This window comes from Kribbella flavida DSM 17836 (genome assembly GCF_000024345.1).
In the GTDB taxonomy this organism is placed as follows: Bacteria; Actinomycetota; Actinomycetes; order Propionibacteriales; family Kribbellaceae; genus Kribbella; species Kribbella flavida.
Genome location: NC_013729.1, coordinates 7419349 through 7436552, shown reverse-complemented (window position 1 = coordinate 7436552; position 17204 = coordinate 7419349). Strand labels below are relative to the sequence as shown.

The 17204-nt window shown below is 71.9% G+C and carries 16 protein-coding genes; 12 read left to right on the top strand and 4 right to left on the bottom strand.

The window, feature by feature from the left end; translation table 11 throughout:
- Window positions 1–3: 3 nt before the first annotated feature.
- On the bottom strand, window positions 4–1320 hold the full coding sequence (locus KFLA_RS34505; RefSeq protein ID WP_012924484.1) for an FAD-binding oxidoreductase: 1317 nt from the start codon (window positions 1318–1320) through the stop codon (window positions 4–6).
- 85 nt (window positions 1321–1405) lie between these two features.
- Between KFLA_RS34505 and pdxR the strand changes: the two genes are divergently transcribed.
- From pdxR to KFLA_RS34470, 7 genes are all read left to right on the top strand, one after another.
- Window positions 1406–2830 (top strand): MocR-like pyridoxine biosynthesis transcription factor PdxR, encoded by a 1425-nt coding sequence (gene pdxR, locus KFLA_RS34500; RefSeq protein WP_012924483.1) that lies wholly within the window; start codon window positions 1406–1408, stop codon window positions 2828–2830.
- Window positions 2831–3115: 285 nt separating this feature from the next.
- A complete protein-coding gene (locus KFLA_RS34495; protein ID WP_049797484.1) occupies window positions 3116–4159 on the top strand; it encodes a sensor histidine kinase in 1044 nt (347 codons plus the stop codon).
- Window positions 4156–4806, top strand: a complete 651-nt coding sequence (locus KFLA_RS34490) for a response regulator (protein ID WP_012924482.1) — start codon at window positions 4156–4158, stop codon at window positions 4804–4806. Before KFLA_RS34495 ends, KFLA_RS34490 begins: the two co-directional genes overlap by 4 nt.
- A 64-nt stretch (window positions 4807–4870) precedes the next feature.
- The gene (locus KFLA_RS34485) at window positions 4871–5269 is read left to right on the top strand and encodes a hypothetical protein (RefSeq protein WP_012924481.1); all 399 of its coding nucleotides are present in this window, start codon (window positions 4871–4873) and stop codon (window positions 5267–5269) included.
- A 204-nt stretch (window positions 5270–5473) separates the two neighbouring features.
- Window positions 5474–6613 (top strand): epoxide hydrolase family protein, encoded by a 1140-nt coding sequence (locus tag KFLA_RS34480; RefSeq protein ID WP_012924480.1) that lies wholly within the window; start codon window positions 5474–5476, stop codon window positions 6611–6613.
- A 103-nt stretch (window positions 6614–6716) separates the two neighbouring features.
- Window positions 6717–8468 carry a PHP domain-containing protein gene (locus KFLA_RS34475; RefSeq protein WP_012924479.1) on the top strand — a complete coding sequence of 584 codons (1752 nt, stop codon included), beginning with the start codon at window positions 6717–6719 and terminating at the stop codon, window positions 8466–8468.
- A complete protein-coding gene (locus KFLA_RS34470) occupies window positions 8465–9040 on the top strand; it encodes a hypothetical protein (RefSeq protein ID WP_012924478.1) in 576 nt (191 codons plus the stop codon). The genes KFLA_RS34475 and KFLA_RS34470 overlap by 4 nt, the downstream gene beginning before the upstream one ends.
- A gap of 82 nt (window positions 9041–9122) precedes the next feature.
- Here the strand turns inward: KFLA_RS34470 and KFLA_RS34465 are convergent, their stop codons facing one another.
- Window positions 9123–11375, bottom strand: coding sequence for a HelD family protein (locus tag KFLA_RS34465; RefSeq protein WP_237706668.1), 2253 nt, complete (start codon window positions 11373–11375; stop codon window positions 9123–9125).
- A 185-nt stretch (window positions 11376–11560) separates the two neighbouring features.
- Here KFLA_RS34465 and KFLA_RS34460 point away from each other — a divergent pair, with 185 nt between their 5' ends.
- Together KFLA_RS34460 and KFLA_RS34455 are read left to right on the top strand one after the other, a co-directional pair.
- A complete protein-coding gene (locus KFLA_RS34460) occupies window positions 11561–12094 on the top strand; it encodes an NADPH-dependent FMN reductase (protein ID WP_012924476.1) in 534 nt (177 codons plus the stop codon).
- A gap of 64 nt (window positions 12095–12158) precedes the next feature.
- On the top strand, window positions 12159–13178 hold the full coding sequence (locus tag KFLA_RS34455; RefSeq protein WP_012924475.1) for an LLM class flavin-dependent oxidoreductase: 1020 nt from the start codon (window positions 12159–12161) through the stop codon (window positions 13176–13178).
- Window positions 13179–13238: 60 nt separating this feature from the next.
- On the opposite strand, the gene KFLA_RS34450 is transcribed toward KFLA_RS34455, so the two are convergent.
- Complete coding sequence (locus KFLA_RS34450) at window positions 13239–13727, bottom strand: Lrp/AsnC family transcriptional regulator (RefSeq protein ID WP_012924474.1); 489 nt, start codon at window positions 13725–13727, stop codon at window positions 13239–13241.
- Window positions 13728–13864: 137 nt separating this feature from the next.
- Between KFLA_RS34450 and KFLA_RS34445 the strand changes: the two genes are divergently transcribed.
- Complete coding sequence (locus KFLA_RS34445) at window positions 13865–15007, top strand: trans-sulfuration enzyme family protein (RefSeq protein WP_012924473.1); 1143 nt, start codon at window positions 13865–13867, stop codon at window positions 15005–15007.
- Window positions 15008–15086: 79 nt separating this feature from the next.
- Here KFLA_RS34445 and KFLA_RS34440 read toward each other — a convergent pair whose 3' ends face one another.
- On the bottom strand, window positions 15087–15674 hold the full coding sequence (locus KFLA_RS34440; RefSeq protein ID WP_272941314.1) for a ClpP family protease: 588 nt from the start codon (window positions 15672–15674) through the stop codon (window positions 15087–15089).
- Between the two features lie 117 nt (window positions 15675–15791).
- Between KFLA_RS34440 and KFLA_RS34435 the strand changes: the two genes are divergently transcribed.
- Window positions 15792–16151, top strand: a complete 360-nt coding sequence (locus KFLA_RS34435; protein WP_012924471.1) for a helix-turn-helix domain-containing protein — start codon at window positions 15792–15794, stop codon at window positions 16149–16151.
- A 3-nt stretch (window positions 16152–16154) separates the two neighbouring features.
- The gene (locus tag KFLA_RS34430; protein ID WP_012924470.1) at window positions 16155–17141 is read left to right on the top strand and encodes a pyridoxal-phosphate dependent enzyme; all 987 of its coding nucleotides are present in this window, start codon (window positions 16155–16157) and stop codon (window positions 17139–17141) included.
- Window positions 17142–17204: the final 63 nt, after the last annotated feature.

Genomic DNA, 17204 nt, shown 5'->3' with positions numbered 1-17204 from the left:
GCCTCAGGGCCGGATGTTCTGGTTGAGGTGAAACACGTTGGCCGGGTCCCAGACGTTCTTCAGGGCGGTGAGGCGCGCCAGCTTCGCCGCCGGGAAGGCCCGCTGGACGTTCTCGCCGTTCAGCGTGTTCAGGTAGGCGCCGCCGGCGTACGGAGCGAGCTCGGCGGCGTACCGGCGTACGGTCGCGATTCGGTCGGCGTCCTCGGCGGGGTCCTCCCACCGGATCGCGGTGACGAACTCGAACACCGTGTCCCGCTGGCTGAAGGCGGTGTCCTCGTCGGGTACGTCGGCGATCGCGCCGCCGTACGCCTGCAGGCTCGCACCGAGGCCCGGGTTGCGCAGCAGAGCGCGGATCGCGTCGTCGGGCAGCGCCTTGAAGTAGTGACCCTTCCAGTAGCGCCGGTACCGGTGGCCCTGCAGATTGTCGTCGCGCGTCTGCAGGGCCAGGTACGACAGCTCCCGGATGTCCTCGGCGACGACCGCGCCCAGCGACCGGAAGGCGCTGAGCAGCTCCCGGCCCGCCGCGGGCTCGCCGACCCAGACGAAGCCCACGCTCACCTGGTCGCCCTGGACCGCCGCGGTGAAGGTCGCCTGCCGGGGAGCGGTGACGTTCAGGTCGCGCCAGCCCCGCAGTACGGCGAGCCTTTCCGCTGCGGGGTAGGTGAACTCGGCCACCAGGCTGCGGGTCCCGACCTGGTGCAGCCGGAACTCGAACGACGTGACGATGCCGAAGTTGCCGCCTCCGCCGCGCAGGCCCCAGAACAGCTCCGGGTTTTCCGTCGCGCTCGCGCGCACCACGGTGCCCTCGGCCGTCACCAGTTCGAACGAGACGACGTTGTCGCACGCGAGACCGAACTGCCGGGCCAGCCAGCCCATGCCGCCGCCGAGTGTCAGCCCGCCGACCCCGGTGTGCGACACGTTGCCGGCGGTGGTCGCCAGCCCGTACCGCTGCGCTTCCCGGTCCAGTTCACCGAGCAGCGCGCCGCCCTGCACCCAGGCCAGCCGCTGCTCCGGATCGACCCGTACGCCGCCCATCGGCGTCAGGTCGATCATCAGGCCGCCGTCCGGCACGGCCAGACCGGCGATGCTGTGGCCGCCGCAGCGGACCGCGATCTCCAGCGCGTTGCTGCGGGCGTACCGGACGGCGGCGGCCACCTCGGCGGTACTGCGGCACCGGGCGATCGCGGCCGGGCGGCGGTCGACCATCGCGTTCCACACGGTCCGGGCCTCGTCGTACCCGGGGTCGCCGGCGTGCAGCAGCGGCGGCAGCCCGGGGGCGGGTCGTGACGGGCCGGCCGGCGGGATCTGGGTGGCGGTCATCGTGGCGCTCCTCGGCTGAACGGGCTGGAAGGACTGGTGGCTACCACGCTGACAGCGAAGCGGTACCCGGTTAAGGTCCAATCGCATGAGCCGATCCAGGACCAGTTCGGGCGCCGGGGAGTTGCTGGTCCCGCTTCGGCGCGATTCCACCGTGCCGTTGCACCAGCAGGTGGCGCGCGGAATCCGCGACCGAATCCGGCAGGGCCTGCTGCCGGCGGACGCCGTTGTGCCGTCGACCCGTGCGCTCGCGGCGGACCTCGGGTTGTCGCGGGGCGTGGTCGTCGAGGCCTACCAGCAGCTCGTCGCCGAGGGCTACCTGGTCAGTAGGACCGGCGGCTACACCCAGGTCGCCCCGGCCGCGGCCCGCGAACTGCCCGTGCCGCGGACCGAGCCGATGTCGGGCGGATCGCCGCGGATCGACTTCCGGTACAGCCGTCCGGACGTCTCGCAGTTCCCGCGGGCCGCCTGGTTGCGGTCGATCCGGAAGGTGCTGACCGAGACCCCGCACGACCGGCTCGCCTATCTCGACGGCCGGGGTGCGATCGAGCTGCGCGAGGCACTGGCCGCCTACCTCAACCGCGTGCGCGGAACGTCCGCCCGGGCCGAGAACCTGCTGATCAGCAACGGCTTCGCGCAGGGTTCCCGCCTGCTGCTGCAGGTGCTGGCGGCGTCGGGGTTCCGGCGGCTGGCGGTCGAGGACCCGTCCGACGACGAGCTCCGCGCGGTGGCCGCCGCGGCCGGGCTGGAGGCGGTCGGCGTACCGGTGCTGGACTCGGGGGTGGACGTCGAGGCGCTGGAACGGTCCGGAGCCGACGTCGTGCTGGTGACGGCCGCCCACCAGTTCCCGACCGGGGCGGTGACGTCGGCGCAGACCCGGGCGGCGCTGGTCGACTGGGCCGGCCGGCGGGACGCGCTGATCGTCGAGGACGACTACGACGCGGAGTACCGGTACGACCGGGAGCCGATCGGTGCGATCCAGGGCCTCGCGCCGGACCGGGTCGTGTACGCCGGGACGGCGAGCAAGACGCTGGCGCCTGGACTGCGGCTGGGCTGGCTGATCCTGCCGGCGCACCTGGTCGAGGCGATGTCCTCCGCGAAGGTGGTCGACGACCGGGGCTCGTCGGTGCTCGACCAGCTGACCTTCGCCGACTTCGTCGCCCGCGGCGAGTTCGACCGGCATCTGCGCCGGATGCGCCCGCGCTACCGCAGGCTGCGGGACACGCTGGTCGACCGGCTCGCCGAGCAACTGCCCGACCTGCGACCGGTCGGCATCTCGGCCGGTCTGCACGTGACCACCTGGCTGCCGCCCGACCTGTCGGAGCAGGCCGTCGCGCAGGCTGCGCTCGAGCGCGGCGTCGGCGTCTACGGTCTCGCGCCGTACTGGGTCGACGCCGGTCCCGCGGGCCTGGTCTTCGGCTACGGCGGTCTCACCGAACAGGCCGTTGTCGAAGGCATCGATGCCCTCGCCGCGGCCGTCGCCGCCGTTCGCTCAACTCCGTCGATCGACTGAGATCCGGCACCGTTCTCCGTCGTCCGGGCGAGGAAAGGAACGCGGCGCTGCGGCAGACTGGGCGGATGGCCGCCTCGTGGGACGCAGCGCTCACCCGGTTCGGCGTTCCCGGCCCGCGCCCGCGGGACCGCGCGATCGACGCCGGCCTGGTGCTCGCCGTGGCGATCGCGTCGGCCGTGCCGTTCGTCGCTCCGGCGCCGGGCACGGTCACCCCGCTCGGCGTCGTCCTCAACGTCGCGACCGTCGTCCCGCTGCTCTGGCGACGCCGCGCGCCCTTCGCGGGTGATGGTGGTCGTCGGCGTTGCCGCCACCTTCGTCTCCCTCCACCACAGGCCCGGCCAGAACCTCCAGTACGCCGGCCTGCTGGCGATCTACACCGTCGCCAGCCTCGGCCGGCGCCGCTGGCAGCGGATCGGCGTCCTGGTGGTCATCCTGGTCACCTTCCCACCGGCCTCGTTGCTGCTGAAGGACAACGACCTCGACGAGTTCATGTTCACCTTCCTGCTGCCGCTGGCCGCGTTCCTGCTCGGCTCGCTGGAGCGTACCCGGCGAGAGAACGCTGAGATGCTGCGCGAGCGCGCCGACCAGCTGGAGCGGGAACGTCGGGCCGAGGCCGCCCGCGCCGCCGCCGAGGAACGCGCCCGGGTCGCCCGCGACATGCACGACATCCTCGCCCACGCCGTCAGCCTGATGATCGTCCAGGCCGAAGCAGGGCCGGTGGTGGTCCGCACCGACCCGGAGCGTGCCGAGCGGTCGTTCGAGGCGATCGCGGACGCCGGGCGGGACGCGATGGCGCAGCTGCGGCGGCTGCTCGGGGTGCTCAAGGCGGACGAGGCGCAGCGGCTGCCGCAGCCGACGCTGGCCGAGCTGCCGGAGCTCGTCCGCGGCACGGCGAGACTGATCGAGACAGGAGCGCGGCGCCCGGTGCCGCCCGACACCGAGCTCGCCGTGTACCGGATCGTCCAGGAGGCGTTGACCAACACCGTGAAGCACGCCCGCGCCCGGCACGTCGACGTACGGCTGGACTGGACACCGGCCGCGCTCGAGCTGACCGTGACCGACGACGGAAACGGGCTGGTGGCAACGACCCGGCGACCCGCCGGCGACGGCGACGAGCTGAACGGTTCCGGCTCGGGCGTCGGTGGTCAGGGCCCGCGCGGCACCGGGGACGGCTCGCGCGCCGGGGGTCACGGGCTGGTCGGGATCCGGGAACGGGCCGCGGCGTGCGGCGGTATGGCGGCGGCGGGGCCTCGGGCCGGCGGCGGGTTCGAGGTCCGGGCGACGCTGCCGGTACCCGGACCCCACCAGCGACAGGACGGTGCTCGATGATCACGGTGGTGCTGGCCGACGACCAGGAACTGGTCCGTAGCGGCTTCGCGATGATTCTCGACGCGCAACCCGGCATCGAGGTGGTCGGCGAGGCCGGCGACGGGACCGAGGCGGTCGAGCTCGTCCGCGCGCTCCGGCCCGAGGTGGCGCTGCTCGACGTCCGGATGCCGCGCACCGACGGCCTGGCCGCCGCCCGCGCGATCTGCGCCGGTACGTCGACCAAGGTGATCATGCTGACCACCTTCGACTCCGACGACTACGTGTACGACGCGCTGTACGCCGGAGCGAGCGGGTTCCTGCTCAAGGACGTGCGCCGCGACGACCTCGTGCACGCCGTCCGGGTGGTCGCGGCCGGCGAGTCCCTGCTCGCGCCGAGTGTGACCCGGCGGCTGATCGCCGACCTCACCCGCAACCGTCCGCGGGCCGGCCGGGTCGCCGAGCTCGACGCGCTGACGTCGCGTGAGCGGGAGATCCTGCTGCTGCTCGGCCGCGGGCTGTCCAACGCGGAGATCGCCGCCGCGCTGACGGTGAGCGAGCACACCGTGAAGACGCACGTCAGCAACACGCTGACCAAGCTCGGCCTGCGGGACCGGGTCCAGGCGGTCATCGCGGCGTACGAGACCGGCCTGATCACTCCCACGAGCTAGGCAGTGTCTTGATCTGGCTCCCGTCGGCGATGTGCGGCGGCCGCCGGATCCGCAGGCTGGTGGCATGACCAAGATGCTGCTCGCCGCACCCGCCCTTTTCATTGCCTACGGCATCGTCCGCCTGATCGACGGGACCGACGGAGCGCACGGCCCCGGCCTCGCGTGGACGGTCGGGCACCTGCTCTTCCTGCTCGCCTTCTTCCTGTACGCCGCGGTGCTGCTGCACCTCCGCCGCCTGGCCGGCTCACCCCGCCGACTCGCGAACGTCGCGACGGCCGCCGGGCTGATCGGCGTGCTGGCGTTCGTCCGGGTCATCGTGATCGACCTGATCGTCGGGTTCCGGGCCGCGGACCGGCCGGAGATGTCCCGGATCGGCGCCGAGTACGACCGCTGGCCCGGCGACCTCGGCCTGTACGACGCCCTTACACCGTCGGCCCTCTGCTCTTCCTGGCCGGTCTGCTGACGCTTGCGATCCTGCTGGTCGTCGCTCGCCGGCTGCCGCTGTGGTCCCCGGTCCTGCTGGTCCTCGGCTTCGTGGCGATCAGCGTCAATCTTGATTTGATGCCGCTCGGCGGCGCGCTGCTGCTGGCCGCCGTCGTGCCGTTGACGCGAACTGTCGGTCGGCTGCGCAAGGCTGAGGTCACCCTCTGACCTCTCGGGAGTGTGCATGATCGGCGAGTTCCGCCTCGACGTCCCGCAGGCCGACCTGGACGACCTGCGGGACCGCCTGGAACGCACCCGCTGGCCCCGCGTCCTTCCCGGCGCGGACGACTGGTCCCGGGGCGTGCCGGTCGGCTATCTCCAGCAGGTCGTCCGGTACTGGCTCGACGACTACGACTGGCGTCGGTGGGAGGCCCGCCTCAACGCGTTCCCACAGTTCACCACCACGATCGACGACCAGCTGATCCACTTCCTGCACGTCCGCTCGCCGGAGCCCGGCGCGCTCCCGCTGATCCTCACCCACGGCTGGCCCGGCTCGATCGCCGAGTTCCTGGAGGTCGTCGGCCCGCTGACCGACCCGCGCGGCCACGGCGGCGACCCGGCCGACGCGTTCCACGTCGTCGCTCCGTCCGTGCCCGGCCACGGTTTCTCCGTCCCGCTCGACCGCCCGGGCTGGGACCACCTGCGCATCGCTCACGCCTGGTCCACCCTGATGGACCGCCTCGGCTACCAGCGGTACGTCGCGCAGGGCGGCGACACCGGCTCGGTCGTCTCGCCGCTGCTCGGCCGGATCGCCCCGGATCGCGTGCTCGGCGTGCACATCAACGGCGGTCTCGCCTTTCCCGCGGCCGAGCCCGGCGACTTCGACCACCTCGACCCGCGCGACCAGGCCAAGCTCGCCTTCGCCGAACACGTCCGAGCCACCGGTACGGCGTACGCGGACCTGCAGTCCACCAAGCCGCAGACCATCTCCTTCGCCCTGAGCGACTCACCCGTCGGCCAGCTCGCCTGGATCCTGGAGAAGTTCCACGACTGGACCGACCCGGCCCGCCCGCTCACCGACCAGCCCGCCGCCCTCGACCACCTGCTCACCGACGTCACCCTCTACTGGCTCACCAACACCAGCGCCACCTCGGCCAACCTGTACTACGAGAACCGCACCTCCACCACGCCCGAGCCCCCACCCTCCTCCGTCCCCACCGGCGTCGCCGTCTTCCCCACCGACCCCGCCATGCGCCACATCCTCGCCCGCACCCACCACCTCACCCACTGGACCGAGCACGACCAGGGCGGCCACTTCGCCGCCCTCGAAACCCCGACCACCCTCGTCCAAGACCTCCGAACCTTCTGCCGCCCACTGCGCTGAGACGGCAGCAGGAGCCGGTGTCCGCGGTTCATGTGGAGATCACCCCTCGGTCACCCGGAAAGGTGATGATCGCGGCGGATTCCGCCATCCGAGAGGACGCACGATGGGACACTCCCACGGTCACGAGCACGGGCATGGACACGGCCACGGACACGGGCACGATCACGACCACCACCACCCGAACGCCGAGCTGGACGCGGCCACGCTGGCCGCGCTGGACGAGTCGATCCCGGACCGGGAGCTGTCGCCGTCGGAGGTGAGCCGGCGCAGTCTGCTGCGGTCGGCCGGGATCCTCGGTGGCACCGCCGCGCTCGCCGTCACCGGCGCGCAGGCCGCGGCCGCGGCAGCGCCGAAGAACGTGCCGGGCTGGATCTTCCGGCAGGGCAAGCGCCCGAACGTGTGGCTGGCCGGTGACCACCACATCCACACCCAGTTCAGCTCCGACGGCATGTACCGGGTGGTCGACCAGGCGCGGCACGCCGCGGCGTACGGGCTGGACTGGCTGGTGATCACCGACCACGGCGGCGCCACCCACGCCCGGATCGGGGTCGACCTGGTCAACCCGCAGATCAAGGCGGCCCGGTCGGAGCTGAAGGACACGCTGATCTTCCAGGGACTGGAGTGGAACATCCCGGCCGCCGAGCACGGCACGGTGTTCGTCGCGCCGGGCAGCCGTGAGGTCGAGGTGCTCAAACAGTTCGAGAACAGCTACGACGGCTCGGTGAAGGGGGCCAGCGGCAACAGCCCGGCCAACGAGGCGCTCGCCGTCGCCGGCATCCAGTGGCTGGGCCAGCAGGTCGACCGCCGCCGGGTGCAGGACGCGCTGTTCCTCGCCAACCACCCGGCCCGCAACGGCATCGACAGCCCGCACGAGATCCGGAACTGGCGCGACGCCGACCCGCGGATCGCCGTCGGCTTCGAGGGTGCGCCGGGCCACCAGGCCGCCGGCCTGCCGAGCACGATCGGCCCGGGTTCGGCCCGTGGCTTCTACGGCAACGCTCCCGGCGCGAACTCCTTCCCCGGCTACCCGCTGGAGTCGTACCGCACCTGGGGCGGCTTCGACTGGATGACCTCGACGGTCGGCGGCCTGTGGGACAGCCTGCTCGCCGAGGGCAAGCCGTGGTGGATCAGCGCGAACTCCGACAGCCACGTCAACTGGAACGAGACCTCCCGCCGCCCTGACGGCTCCAACCAGGCGCAGTTCGACCGCGACGGCCGCTACATGGACCCGGTCCACGGCACCACCGTGAACCGCACCGCGGGCGACTTCTGGCCCGGCTACTACAGCCGCACGCACGTCGGCGCCGACCGCCGCGACTACGTCTCGGTGATGGAGGGCCTGCGGGCCGGCCGGATGTGGGTCGACCACGGCATGCTCGCGAAGGGCGTCGAGGTCGAGGTCCGCGAGGTCGGCCAGCGGTACGGCGAACCGCTCGGCGGCGCGCTGCTGGTCCGGCGCGGCCGGCCGGTCGAGCTGGTCGTCCGGATCACCACCCAGACGATGCCCAACTGGGCGAACTTCGTACCGAAGCTGAACCGGGTGGACGCGATCCGCGGCGCGGTGACGGGTGCCGTCAGCAACAAGGACTCGTTCACCGCACCGGACACCAAGGTGGTCCGGCAGTGGGACACCTCGGGCAAGCGCGGCACCTTCGAGCTGGTGCTGCCGCTGGGCCGCGCGGAAGAGCCGTTCTACGTCCGCGTCCGCGGCACCGACGGCAACCGCAGCCAGCCCGGCTACCTCGGCGCGGCGATCGACCCCGCGGGCCCCCAGCTCGACGTGGTCGGCGACGCGGACCCGTGGGTGGACCTGTGGTTCTACACGAACCCGATCTGGGTGCTTCCGAAGAAGTGATCATCGCCGTCGACGCGGCCGCCCGCGACACCACCGAGGCCGAGCACGTTCTGCACGAGCTGCTCGCCCCGGTGCACGCCCCGGTCGTCGCCTGCACCCACCTGGTGTCAGGCGACGGCCCGCCCCACTACGCGGTTTCCGTCACCGGGACCGCGGTGGGGCTGGAGCAGCACGTCCGCGCTTGGGCTGCCGGGCGCGGCGCGGGGGTCGCGATCACCCGTGCCGGCGCGTCCAGCCCCGACCTGGCCGGCCCGAGCACGCTCGTCCGCGGCGCCTACGTGGCCGCGGTCGAGGCCGCGCTCGGGTCGGCGGGCCGGCTGGTCCGCTGGCCCGGCCACGAGCACGCGTACGGCGTACTGACGGCCGCCGACCTGCGGGCCCGCTGCGGCATCGACCAGATCGAGGCCCTCGGCGGCCTCCCGGTCGAGGACGACTCGCGCATCGACACGCTCGGCTTCCTCCGCCCGATCCGGCGCGTGACCGGCACCGTGCTCCAGGTGCAGCCGGCCGCCGGCGGCCTGCTCATCCCGTTCGAGCTCGAGCACCAGCAGAAGTGCTGCGCCGACCACTAGGGCGTGTTGATCAATTCCCTGCGTGCTGCGCGGCACCCGGCACGGCACCTGCTCGCGACTGCAGGGAGTTAATCAACACTCCCTAACGCCGCACGTCCCAGGCATCCGAGTCGCGCAGTACGTCGGGCAGTTCGCCGATCACCCCGAGCCGCTGCGTGCACCGCGTCAGCGCCACGTACAGATCGCGCAGCCCGCGGGGCGACTCGAGCATGATGCCCTCCGGATCGACTACCAGCACCGAGTCGAACTCGAGCCCCTTCGCGCCCGCCACGGTCAGCACCGTCACGTCCGTCAGGTCACCGACCGCCTCCTGCACAAGCTCGAGCCGCAGCCGTGACGTGATCACCCCGACCTGCCCGTGCTGCACCTCTTCCGCCGCGACCTTGCGCACGTACGCCGCCTGGTCGGCCGGCCCGACCTCGACGTGCCACGGCTTCACCCCGGTCGACCGCACCGACTGCGGCGCCTTCGCGGTCGGGTCGACCTGCCGCAGAACGTGCCCGGCCAGCTCCATCACCTCGGCCGGCGTCCGATAGTTCAGCGTCAGCTCCGCCAGCCGCCAGCGATCCCCGAAGCTCGGCGCGAGCGCGTGCCGCCAGTTCGTACCGCCGCCGGCCGCACCCGTCTGCGCGACATCGCCGACCAGCGTCATCGACCGCAGCGGACACCGCCGCGCGATCGCCCGCCACGCCATCGGCGACAGCTCCTGCGCCTCGTCGACGATCACGTGCCCGTACGTCCAGCGCCGGTCGGCCGCGGCGCGTTCGGCCAGGGTCCGGTCGTCGTCGGCCTCGAACCGCTCGGCCAGTGCCTCGGCGTCCAGGATGTCCTTGGCCGTCAGCACCTCCGACTCGTCGTCCTCGTCGAAGTCCGTCGACCCTGAGCCGGAGAGCAGGTCGAGCGAACCTTGCGCGTACGCGATCGCCCGAGCGCGTTCCGCCTTCCGCCGGGCCGCCTCCTGGCCGTCGTCGCCGAGCAGCTCGGCCGCCTCGTCGAGCAGCGGCACGTCCGCCGGGCTCCAGTCGTCGCCGTACCGGAGCAGGTGCTCGCGGTCGAGCTCGCTCAGCTGCGGAGCTGCCGAGGCCAGCCGTCGCTCGTCGCCGTACAGGTCGACCAGGAGCTCGCGCGGGCTGAGGTTCGGCCAGAGCCGGTGCAGCAGGTGCTGGACCGCGGGTTCGGCGACGACTTCCTTGCGCAGCTCGGCGAGGTCGTACTCGTCCAGCAAGTTCTCGCCACCGAGCGGGTCAGCCCCGATGATCTCGGCGTACTGCGTGGTCAGCGCGTCGACGATCTCGGTCAGGAAGAACGGCCGGGCCTGGTTGTGCGTCAGCCGCCGGGCCCGGGCCCACGAGCGCGCGCCCTCGACGACCGCCGGATCGAGCCGCAGCACCGTGCGGTCGACCGTGACCTCGACCGGCTGGTCCGGGACCCACTGCCGGTCGGCCACCGCCTGCGCGATCACCTCCGCCAGCACCGCCCGGCCCTTCACCTCGGCCGCCTCGGCGGACTCCGGCCGGGTCGCGGTCAGCCCGGGGTAGAGCTCGGCGAGCGTGACCAGCCGGACGCCGTCCTCGCCGAGCGACGGCAGCACCTGGCCGATGAAGCGCAGGAAGGTCGGATTCGGCCCGACCACCAGAATTCCGCGCTTTTCCAGCTGGTCGCGGTGCGTGTACAGCAGGTAGGCGGCCCGGTGCAACGCGATCGCGGTCTTTCCGGTGCCGGGACCGCCCTGGACGACCAGAATTCCGGCCAGCTCGGACCGGATGATGCGGTCCTGGTCGGCCTGGATGGTCTGCACGATCGATTCCATCGTGCCGGTCCGGCGGGCCTCGAGCGCTTTGAGCAGCACCGCCTCGCCCATCACGCCGGTGCCGAGCCGTGACTCGCCGGCCGCGGTCCGGTCCAGGTCGAGCTGCTCGTCCTGGACGTCGACCACCCGGCGCAGCCGGGTCTGGATGTGCCGGCGCCGGACGACGCCCTGGTTGTGCACCGCGGTGGCGACGTAGAACGGCCGCGCTGCCGGGGCGCGCCAGTCCACCAGCAGCGGTTCGTAGTCCTCGTCGTGCAGGCCGATCCGGCCGAGGTGCAGGACCTCGCCGTCGCTGTCGTCGAGCCGGCCGAAGTACAGGCCCTCCTCGGCGGCGTTCAGCCGGGCCAGCCGGGCGTTCAGGTCGCGGACCCGGCCGTCGCGCTGGTGCAGGGCCTGCGCGTTGCGGGTCCCGGCCACCTGCTCGCCGCGCCGCCGCTGCTCGGCCTGCGCGCGCTCGCGGTCCAGTGCCGCGTAGAAAGTCGTCAGGTGAACCTGTTCCGCCTGGACCGGATTCAGCAATTCCAACCCCTTGTGATAAACTGCGCTCCGTTGGTTCCCAGAGGGATTTCCCCGCTTCTCGGGTGTGAAATCCGGTGATTCTCTGGTGGTAGCCACAAATCCCCGAGTTTAGCGCACTGCTGCATTTGTGTCCCGCGCTCGGCAGGCGCGAGCTTGACCTCAAGTCGAGTTGAGGTCCTACCGTCGTCGGTGTGACAGTCCATCCGCTCCGACTCGCCCTGGTGGTGCGCAGCGCCGAGCCCGGGCGCTTCGCCACGACCGTCGCGGCCTGGTTCGGCCGCGTGGTGGAGCGGCGGGACGACTTCAAGCTCGACCTGGTCGACCTCGCGACCACCCCGCTGATCGACCTGCCGGCGAGAATCGCCGAGGCCGACGGCGTCGTCGTGCTGACCCCGGAGTACAACCACGCCTATCCCGGCGAGCTGAAGACCGCGATCGACGCCGTCCGCGAGCCCTGGTACGCCAAACCGGTCGCCTTCATCGTGTACGGCGGTCGCTCCCGCGGCCTGCGCGCCGCCGAGCAGCTCCGCCTCGTCTTCGGCGAGCTGCACGCCGTCACGCTGCGCGAGACCCTGAGCTTCCACCAGGTCCCTGGCTGCTTCACCGACGACGGCGAGCCCACCGAGCTGGGCACCGCCGAGGCAGCGACCGCTCTGCTCGACCAACTCGCCTGGTGGGCCCGCGCTCTGCGCGACGCCCGCACGACCACGCCGTACCCCGGCTGAGGTCGACCTGCCTCGATCGCCGGCTTGCGGAATAGGTTGGTCCGGTGGGCCGTTGCGGTTGTACGTGACTGCTGAGCCTCTGCCGTTGTCCGTGCTCGACCTGTCCCCGGTTCCGGCCGGGACCCGCCCCTCCCGGGCGCTGCACGAGACGCTCGAGCTCGCGCGGACCGTGGAAGCCGCCGGCTACCACCGGTTCTGGCTCGCCGAGCACCACAACATCCCGAGCGTGGTCAGCTCCAGTCCCGAGGTGATGATCGCGGCGGTCGCCGCGACCACCTCCACCCTCCGGGTCGGCTCCGGCGGCATCATGCTGCCGAACCACTCGCCGCTGAAGGTCGCCGAGACGTTCCGGGTGCTGGCCAGCCTGCACCCCGGCCGGATCGACCTCGGCCTGGGCCGCGCGCCCGGCACGGACCAGCGGACCGCGCTCGCCCTGCGCCGCAGCCGCGAGGCGCTCGGCGCCGACGACTTCCTCGAGCAGTACCAGGAGCTTCGGGCGTACGCCGAAGGCTTCCCGGCCGGCCACCCGTTCGCCCCGATCTCCGCCCAGCCCGACGACGTGCCGCTGCCGCCGGTGTGGATCCTCGGCTCCAGCGCGTACGGCGGTCAGGCGGCCGCCGCCCTCGGCACCGGTTTCGCGTACGCCGGGCACTTCGGCTCTCTCGACCCGGCCGGCGTGATGCGGGCCTACCGCGAGCAGTTCCAGCCGTCGCCCCAGCAGGACCGCCCGCACGCGATGCTCGCGCTCGCCGCGATCGTCGCCGAGACCGAGCAACGCGCCGAGCAGCTCGCTCTCGCCAACGCTCTGTCCATGCTCCGGCTCCGCTCCGGCCGTCCGGGTCCGCTGCCGACGCCGGAGGAGGCCGCGGCGTACCCGTGGTCCGAGGGCGAGAAGGCCGCCGTGGAGGAGTGGGCCGGCCTGGTCTCGGTCGGTACGCCGGACCAGGTCGCTGCCGACCTCGCCCGCCGCGCCGAGTCCGCCGGCGCGGACGAGTTGATCATCACCACCTCGATCCACGACCCGGACGAACGCCGCCGCTCCTACACTCTGCTGGCCGAAACCTGGGGCCTGAAGCCCCGCTGATCCACGGTGTCCACAGCCCAGGCCTGTCCTGGGCTGTGCTGCCCGGACTTATCCACAGGCTCACAGCCGGACGTGCTCGAAGATCAGACTGGTCTCCGCGTGCACGACAGCCGGATCGGCCGTCAGATGGTCCAGCACGAAATCACGCAGCGCATCCGGTGACTCCGCCGCCACGTGCAGCAGGTAGTCGTTCGCCCCGCTGACGTGAAACAGCGAAAGCACCCCCGGCAACTCGGGCACCATCGCCCGGAAGCGGTCGATCTCGTCCCGCGAGTGCGCGCCGATCCGGATCGCCACCATCGCCTGCAGCGGCCGCCCGAGCGCGGCCAGGTCCACGTCGGCGTGGAAGCCGCGGATGACGCCGCGGTCACGCAACGCCCGGACCCGCGCCAGGCACGTCGACGGCGCGATCCCGGTCGCGTCGGCGAGCGCGTTGTTCGGCATCCGGCCGTCCGCGCTGAGCAGCCGGACCAGTTCCCGGTCCACCTCGTCGAGCCCCGCGGGCACCGGCCGGGGAGCCGGTCCGGGCGTCCGACGATCCTTCGGCATGCCCTCACTCTAGAGCCCGTCCACAGAATCCACAGCGTGTGGATAGACCTGTGGACGAATTTTCTTCGGAACTCTTGCGTGCTTCTCGCAGGAACTTCCACCCTGGCGCTCACCAGGTGCGACCGGAGGAGGCCTCGATGACCGCGTTGGACACCCGTGCCGTGCACGCCGGCCGTGACGACTTGACCGCCCTCGGCCTGCACGTGCCGCCGATCGACCTGAGCACCACCTACCCGTTGACCGACCTGGCGACGAGCGGCGCGGCGTACGACCGGCTGGCCGCCGGCGACGGGCCGGGCGACGGCAGCCTCGTCTACCAGCGACTGTGGAACCCGAACGTCGCCCGCTTCGAGCAGGCCTTGGCCGAGCTCGAAGGCTGTGAAGGCGCGGTTGCTTTCAGCACGGGCATGGCCGCCCTCAGCGCCTGCCTGCTCGCCACAGTCGCCGCCGACCGCCCCCACGTCGTCGCCGTCCGACCGCTCTACGGCGGCTCGGACCATCTGTTGTCCACAGGCCTGCTCGGTACGACGGTGACCTGGGCGACGCCGTCGACCGTCGCCGACGCGATCCGTCCTGCCACCGGGCTCGTCCTGGTGGAGACCCCGGCCAACCCGACCGTGGAGCTCGTGGACATCGCCGACGTGGCCCGCCAGGCCGGCGGCGTACCGGTGGTTGTGGACAACACCTTCGCGACGCCGGTGCTCCAGCGGCCGGCCGAGCACGGAGCCGGCCTGGTGTTGCACTCGGCAACGAAGTACCTGGGCGGTCATGGCGACCTGATGGGCGGCGTCGTCGTCGGTCCGGCGGATTGGGTCGCGCGGCTGCGGCAGGTCCGGGCCGTGACCGGCGCCCTGCTCTACCCGCTGGCGGCGTACGAGCTGCACCGGGGGCTGCAGACGCTGCCGACCCGCATCCGTGCGCAGCAGTCCGGCACCGCGAAGCTCGCCGACTGGCTCAGCACGCATCCAGCTGTGGACAAGGTCTACTACCCCGGCCTGCCCGAGTGTGACCCGCGCGGACTCGTAGGGCGGCAACAGATCGGGCCGGGCGCAGTACTGGCCTTCCGTACGAGCCGTGCGGAGCAATTGCTGGCCAGGGTCGAGCTGATCACCCACGCGGTCTCACTGGGCGGCGTGGACACGCTCATCCAGCATCCGGCCGCCCTGACGCACCGCCTGGTCGCTGCCGAGGCGAAGCCCGGCCAGGACCTGCTCCGCCTCAGCGTCGGCCTGGAAGATCCCGACGACCTCATCAGGGACCTGGACCAGGCCCTCGCCTGACCGCCGGGGCCTGCGGCACGGGGGAGCAGGCTCCGGCGATTTCCCGGCCGACCGCAGGAGCCGGCTGCGGCGGGTGAGCTCAGCCGCCGACGGCGACCGGCTGGGTCAGGATCCGGTCCACGATGCCGTACTCCACCGCCTGGTCCGGCGTGAACCAGCGGTCCCGGTCGAAGTCCTCGGTGACCTTCTCCTCCGGCTGGCCGGTCCGCTTGCTCAGCAGCTTGGCGAGGTCCTTCTTGGCCAGCAGCGACTGCTCGGCCTGCGTCTTGATGTCACTGGCCGTGCCACCCATGCCACCGGTCGGCTGGTGCATCATGATCCGCGCGTGCGGCAGCGAGTAGCGCTTGCCGGGCGCGCCACAGGTCAGCAGCACCTGGCCCATCGACGCCACCAGCCCCATCGCGTAGGTCGCGACGTCGTTGCTGATGAAGTTCATCGTGTCGTAGATCGCCAGTCCGGCCGACACCGAGCCGCCCGGCGAGTTGATGTACAGCGAGATGTCCGCCTTCGGGTCCTCGGCGTTCAGCAGGATCAGCTGGGCGCACAGGGCGTTGGCGTTCTCGTCCTTGATCTCGTCGCCGAGCACGAGGATGCGCTGCCACAGCAGCCGCTGGTAGATGTGGTGGTCGAGGGCGTTCGGTTGCATGGTCTCGCTCATGTCCTCCAGCCTGGCCGCGGCCCGGCCGGCAGTCGCCGGAATCTGCCGATGGCAGATCTGCCCTCCGCAGACCCGGCCGGGGTGGCACACTCGGTACAGGAACCACCGAGCCGAGGAGGACCAGACGTGTTGCTACGCCAGGTGATCGGGAACGTCTTCCGCCGGCTACGGCGCGAGCGGGGCATCACCCTGCGCGAGCTGGCCGAGCTCGCCCAGGTCTCGGTGCCGTACCTGTCCGAGATCGAGCGCGGCCGCAAGGAGCCGTCCTCGGAGATCCTGGCCGCGATCTGCCGCGCGCTGGACCTGGAGCTGAGCGACCTGCTGGCCGAGGTGCAGTTCGACCTCGCCACCGCGGTCCGTTCCACCCTGCCGGTCCGGCTGCAGACGGCCGCGATCCGGGTGACCGAGTCCGCGCCGCAGCGGATCGCGTCCACGTCGCCGCAGACCTACTCGACCTCCGCGCAGGCGTTCGCCCTGGTCGCCTAGGTAGTGCCGCGCCTGCTCCACCGCAGCCCGGCCGCCCGGTCCTGGCGGACCACGCCTGCGCCCACCGAGGTGCTGGCCTTCCATCAGGGTCTCAGCGACTACGCGCCGACGCCGCTGCACGCCGTACCGGCTCTGGCGGGTGAGCTGGGTGTCGGTCGCGTACTGGTCAAGGACGAGTCGCATCGACTCGGTCTGCCGGCGTTCAAGGCGCTCGGTGCGTGGTGGGCGATCCACCGCGCTCTGCAGGATCATCCCGGCACCGAGGAACTGGTCACTGCCACTGACGGCAACCACGGTCGCGCCGTAGCCCGTCGAGCGCGCATGCTCGGCCTCCGCTCGCACGTGTTCGTGCCTGACGTGGTCAGCTCGACCGCGATCGACGCGATCCGCTCCGAGGGCGCCAAGGTCACTGTCCTACCCACCTCGTACGACGCTGCGGTGGTTGCCGCGGCGTCGGCGGTGACCGGGCGGCAGTTGCTGATCCAGGACTCCGCGTGGCCGGGCTACGAGGTGATCCCGCAGTACATCGTGGACGGCTACTCGACCCTGTTCCGCGAGATCGACGTGCGGCCCGACCTGGTCGTCGTACCGATGGGCGTCGGTTCCGTTGCCCAGGCCACGGTCACTCACTACCGCAGTACGGACAGTGCGCCGGCCGTGCTGGGCGTAGAGCCGGCGCGAGCGGCCTGCATCACCAGCAGCCTGCTCGCCGGTCAGCCGGTGACAGTGGAGACCAGCACCACGGTTATGGCCGGCCTGAACTGCGGTACGCCGTCCAGCCTGGCCTGGCCGGTCCTGCGGGACGGGATGGACGTGTCGGTGACGGTGGAAGAGGACGAGGCGATACGGGCTGTCGAGGACCTCGCTGCCGCAAGCATCTCCTCGGGACCGAGCGGCGCGGCCACCCTGGCGGGCCTCCGCGCCGCGCGCGACGCGCTGGAGCTGACTTGCGACAGCACAGTCGTCCTGCTCAGCACCGAGGCAAACTAGGGCGTGTCTCCCAATTCCCGCCTACTGCGCGGCACTCGGCGCGGAATCAGGAGACACCCCCAG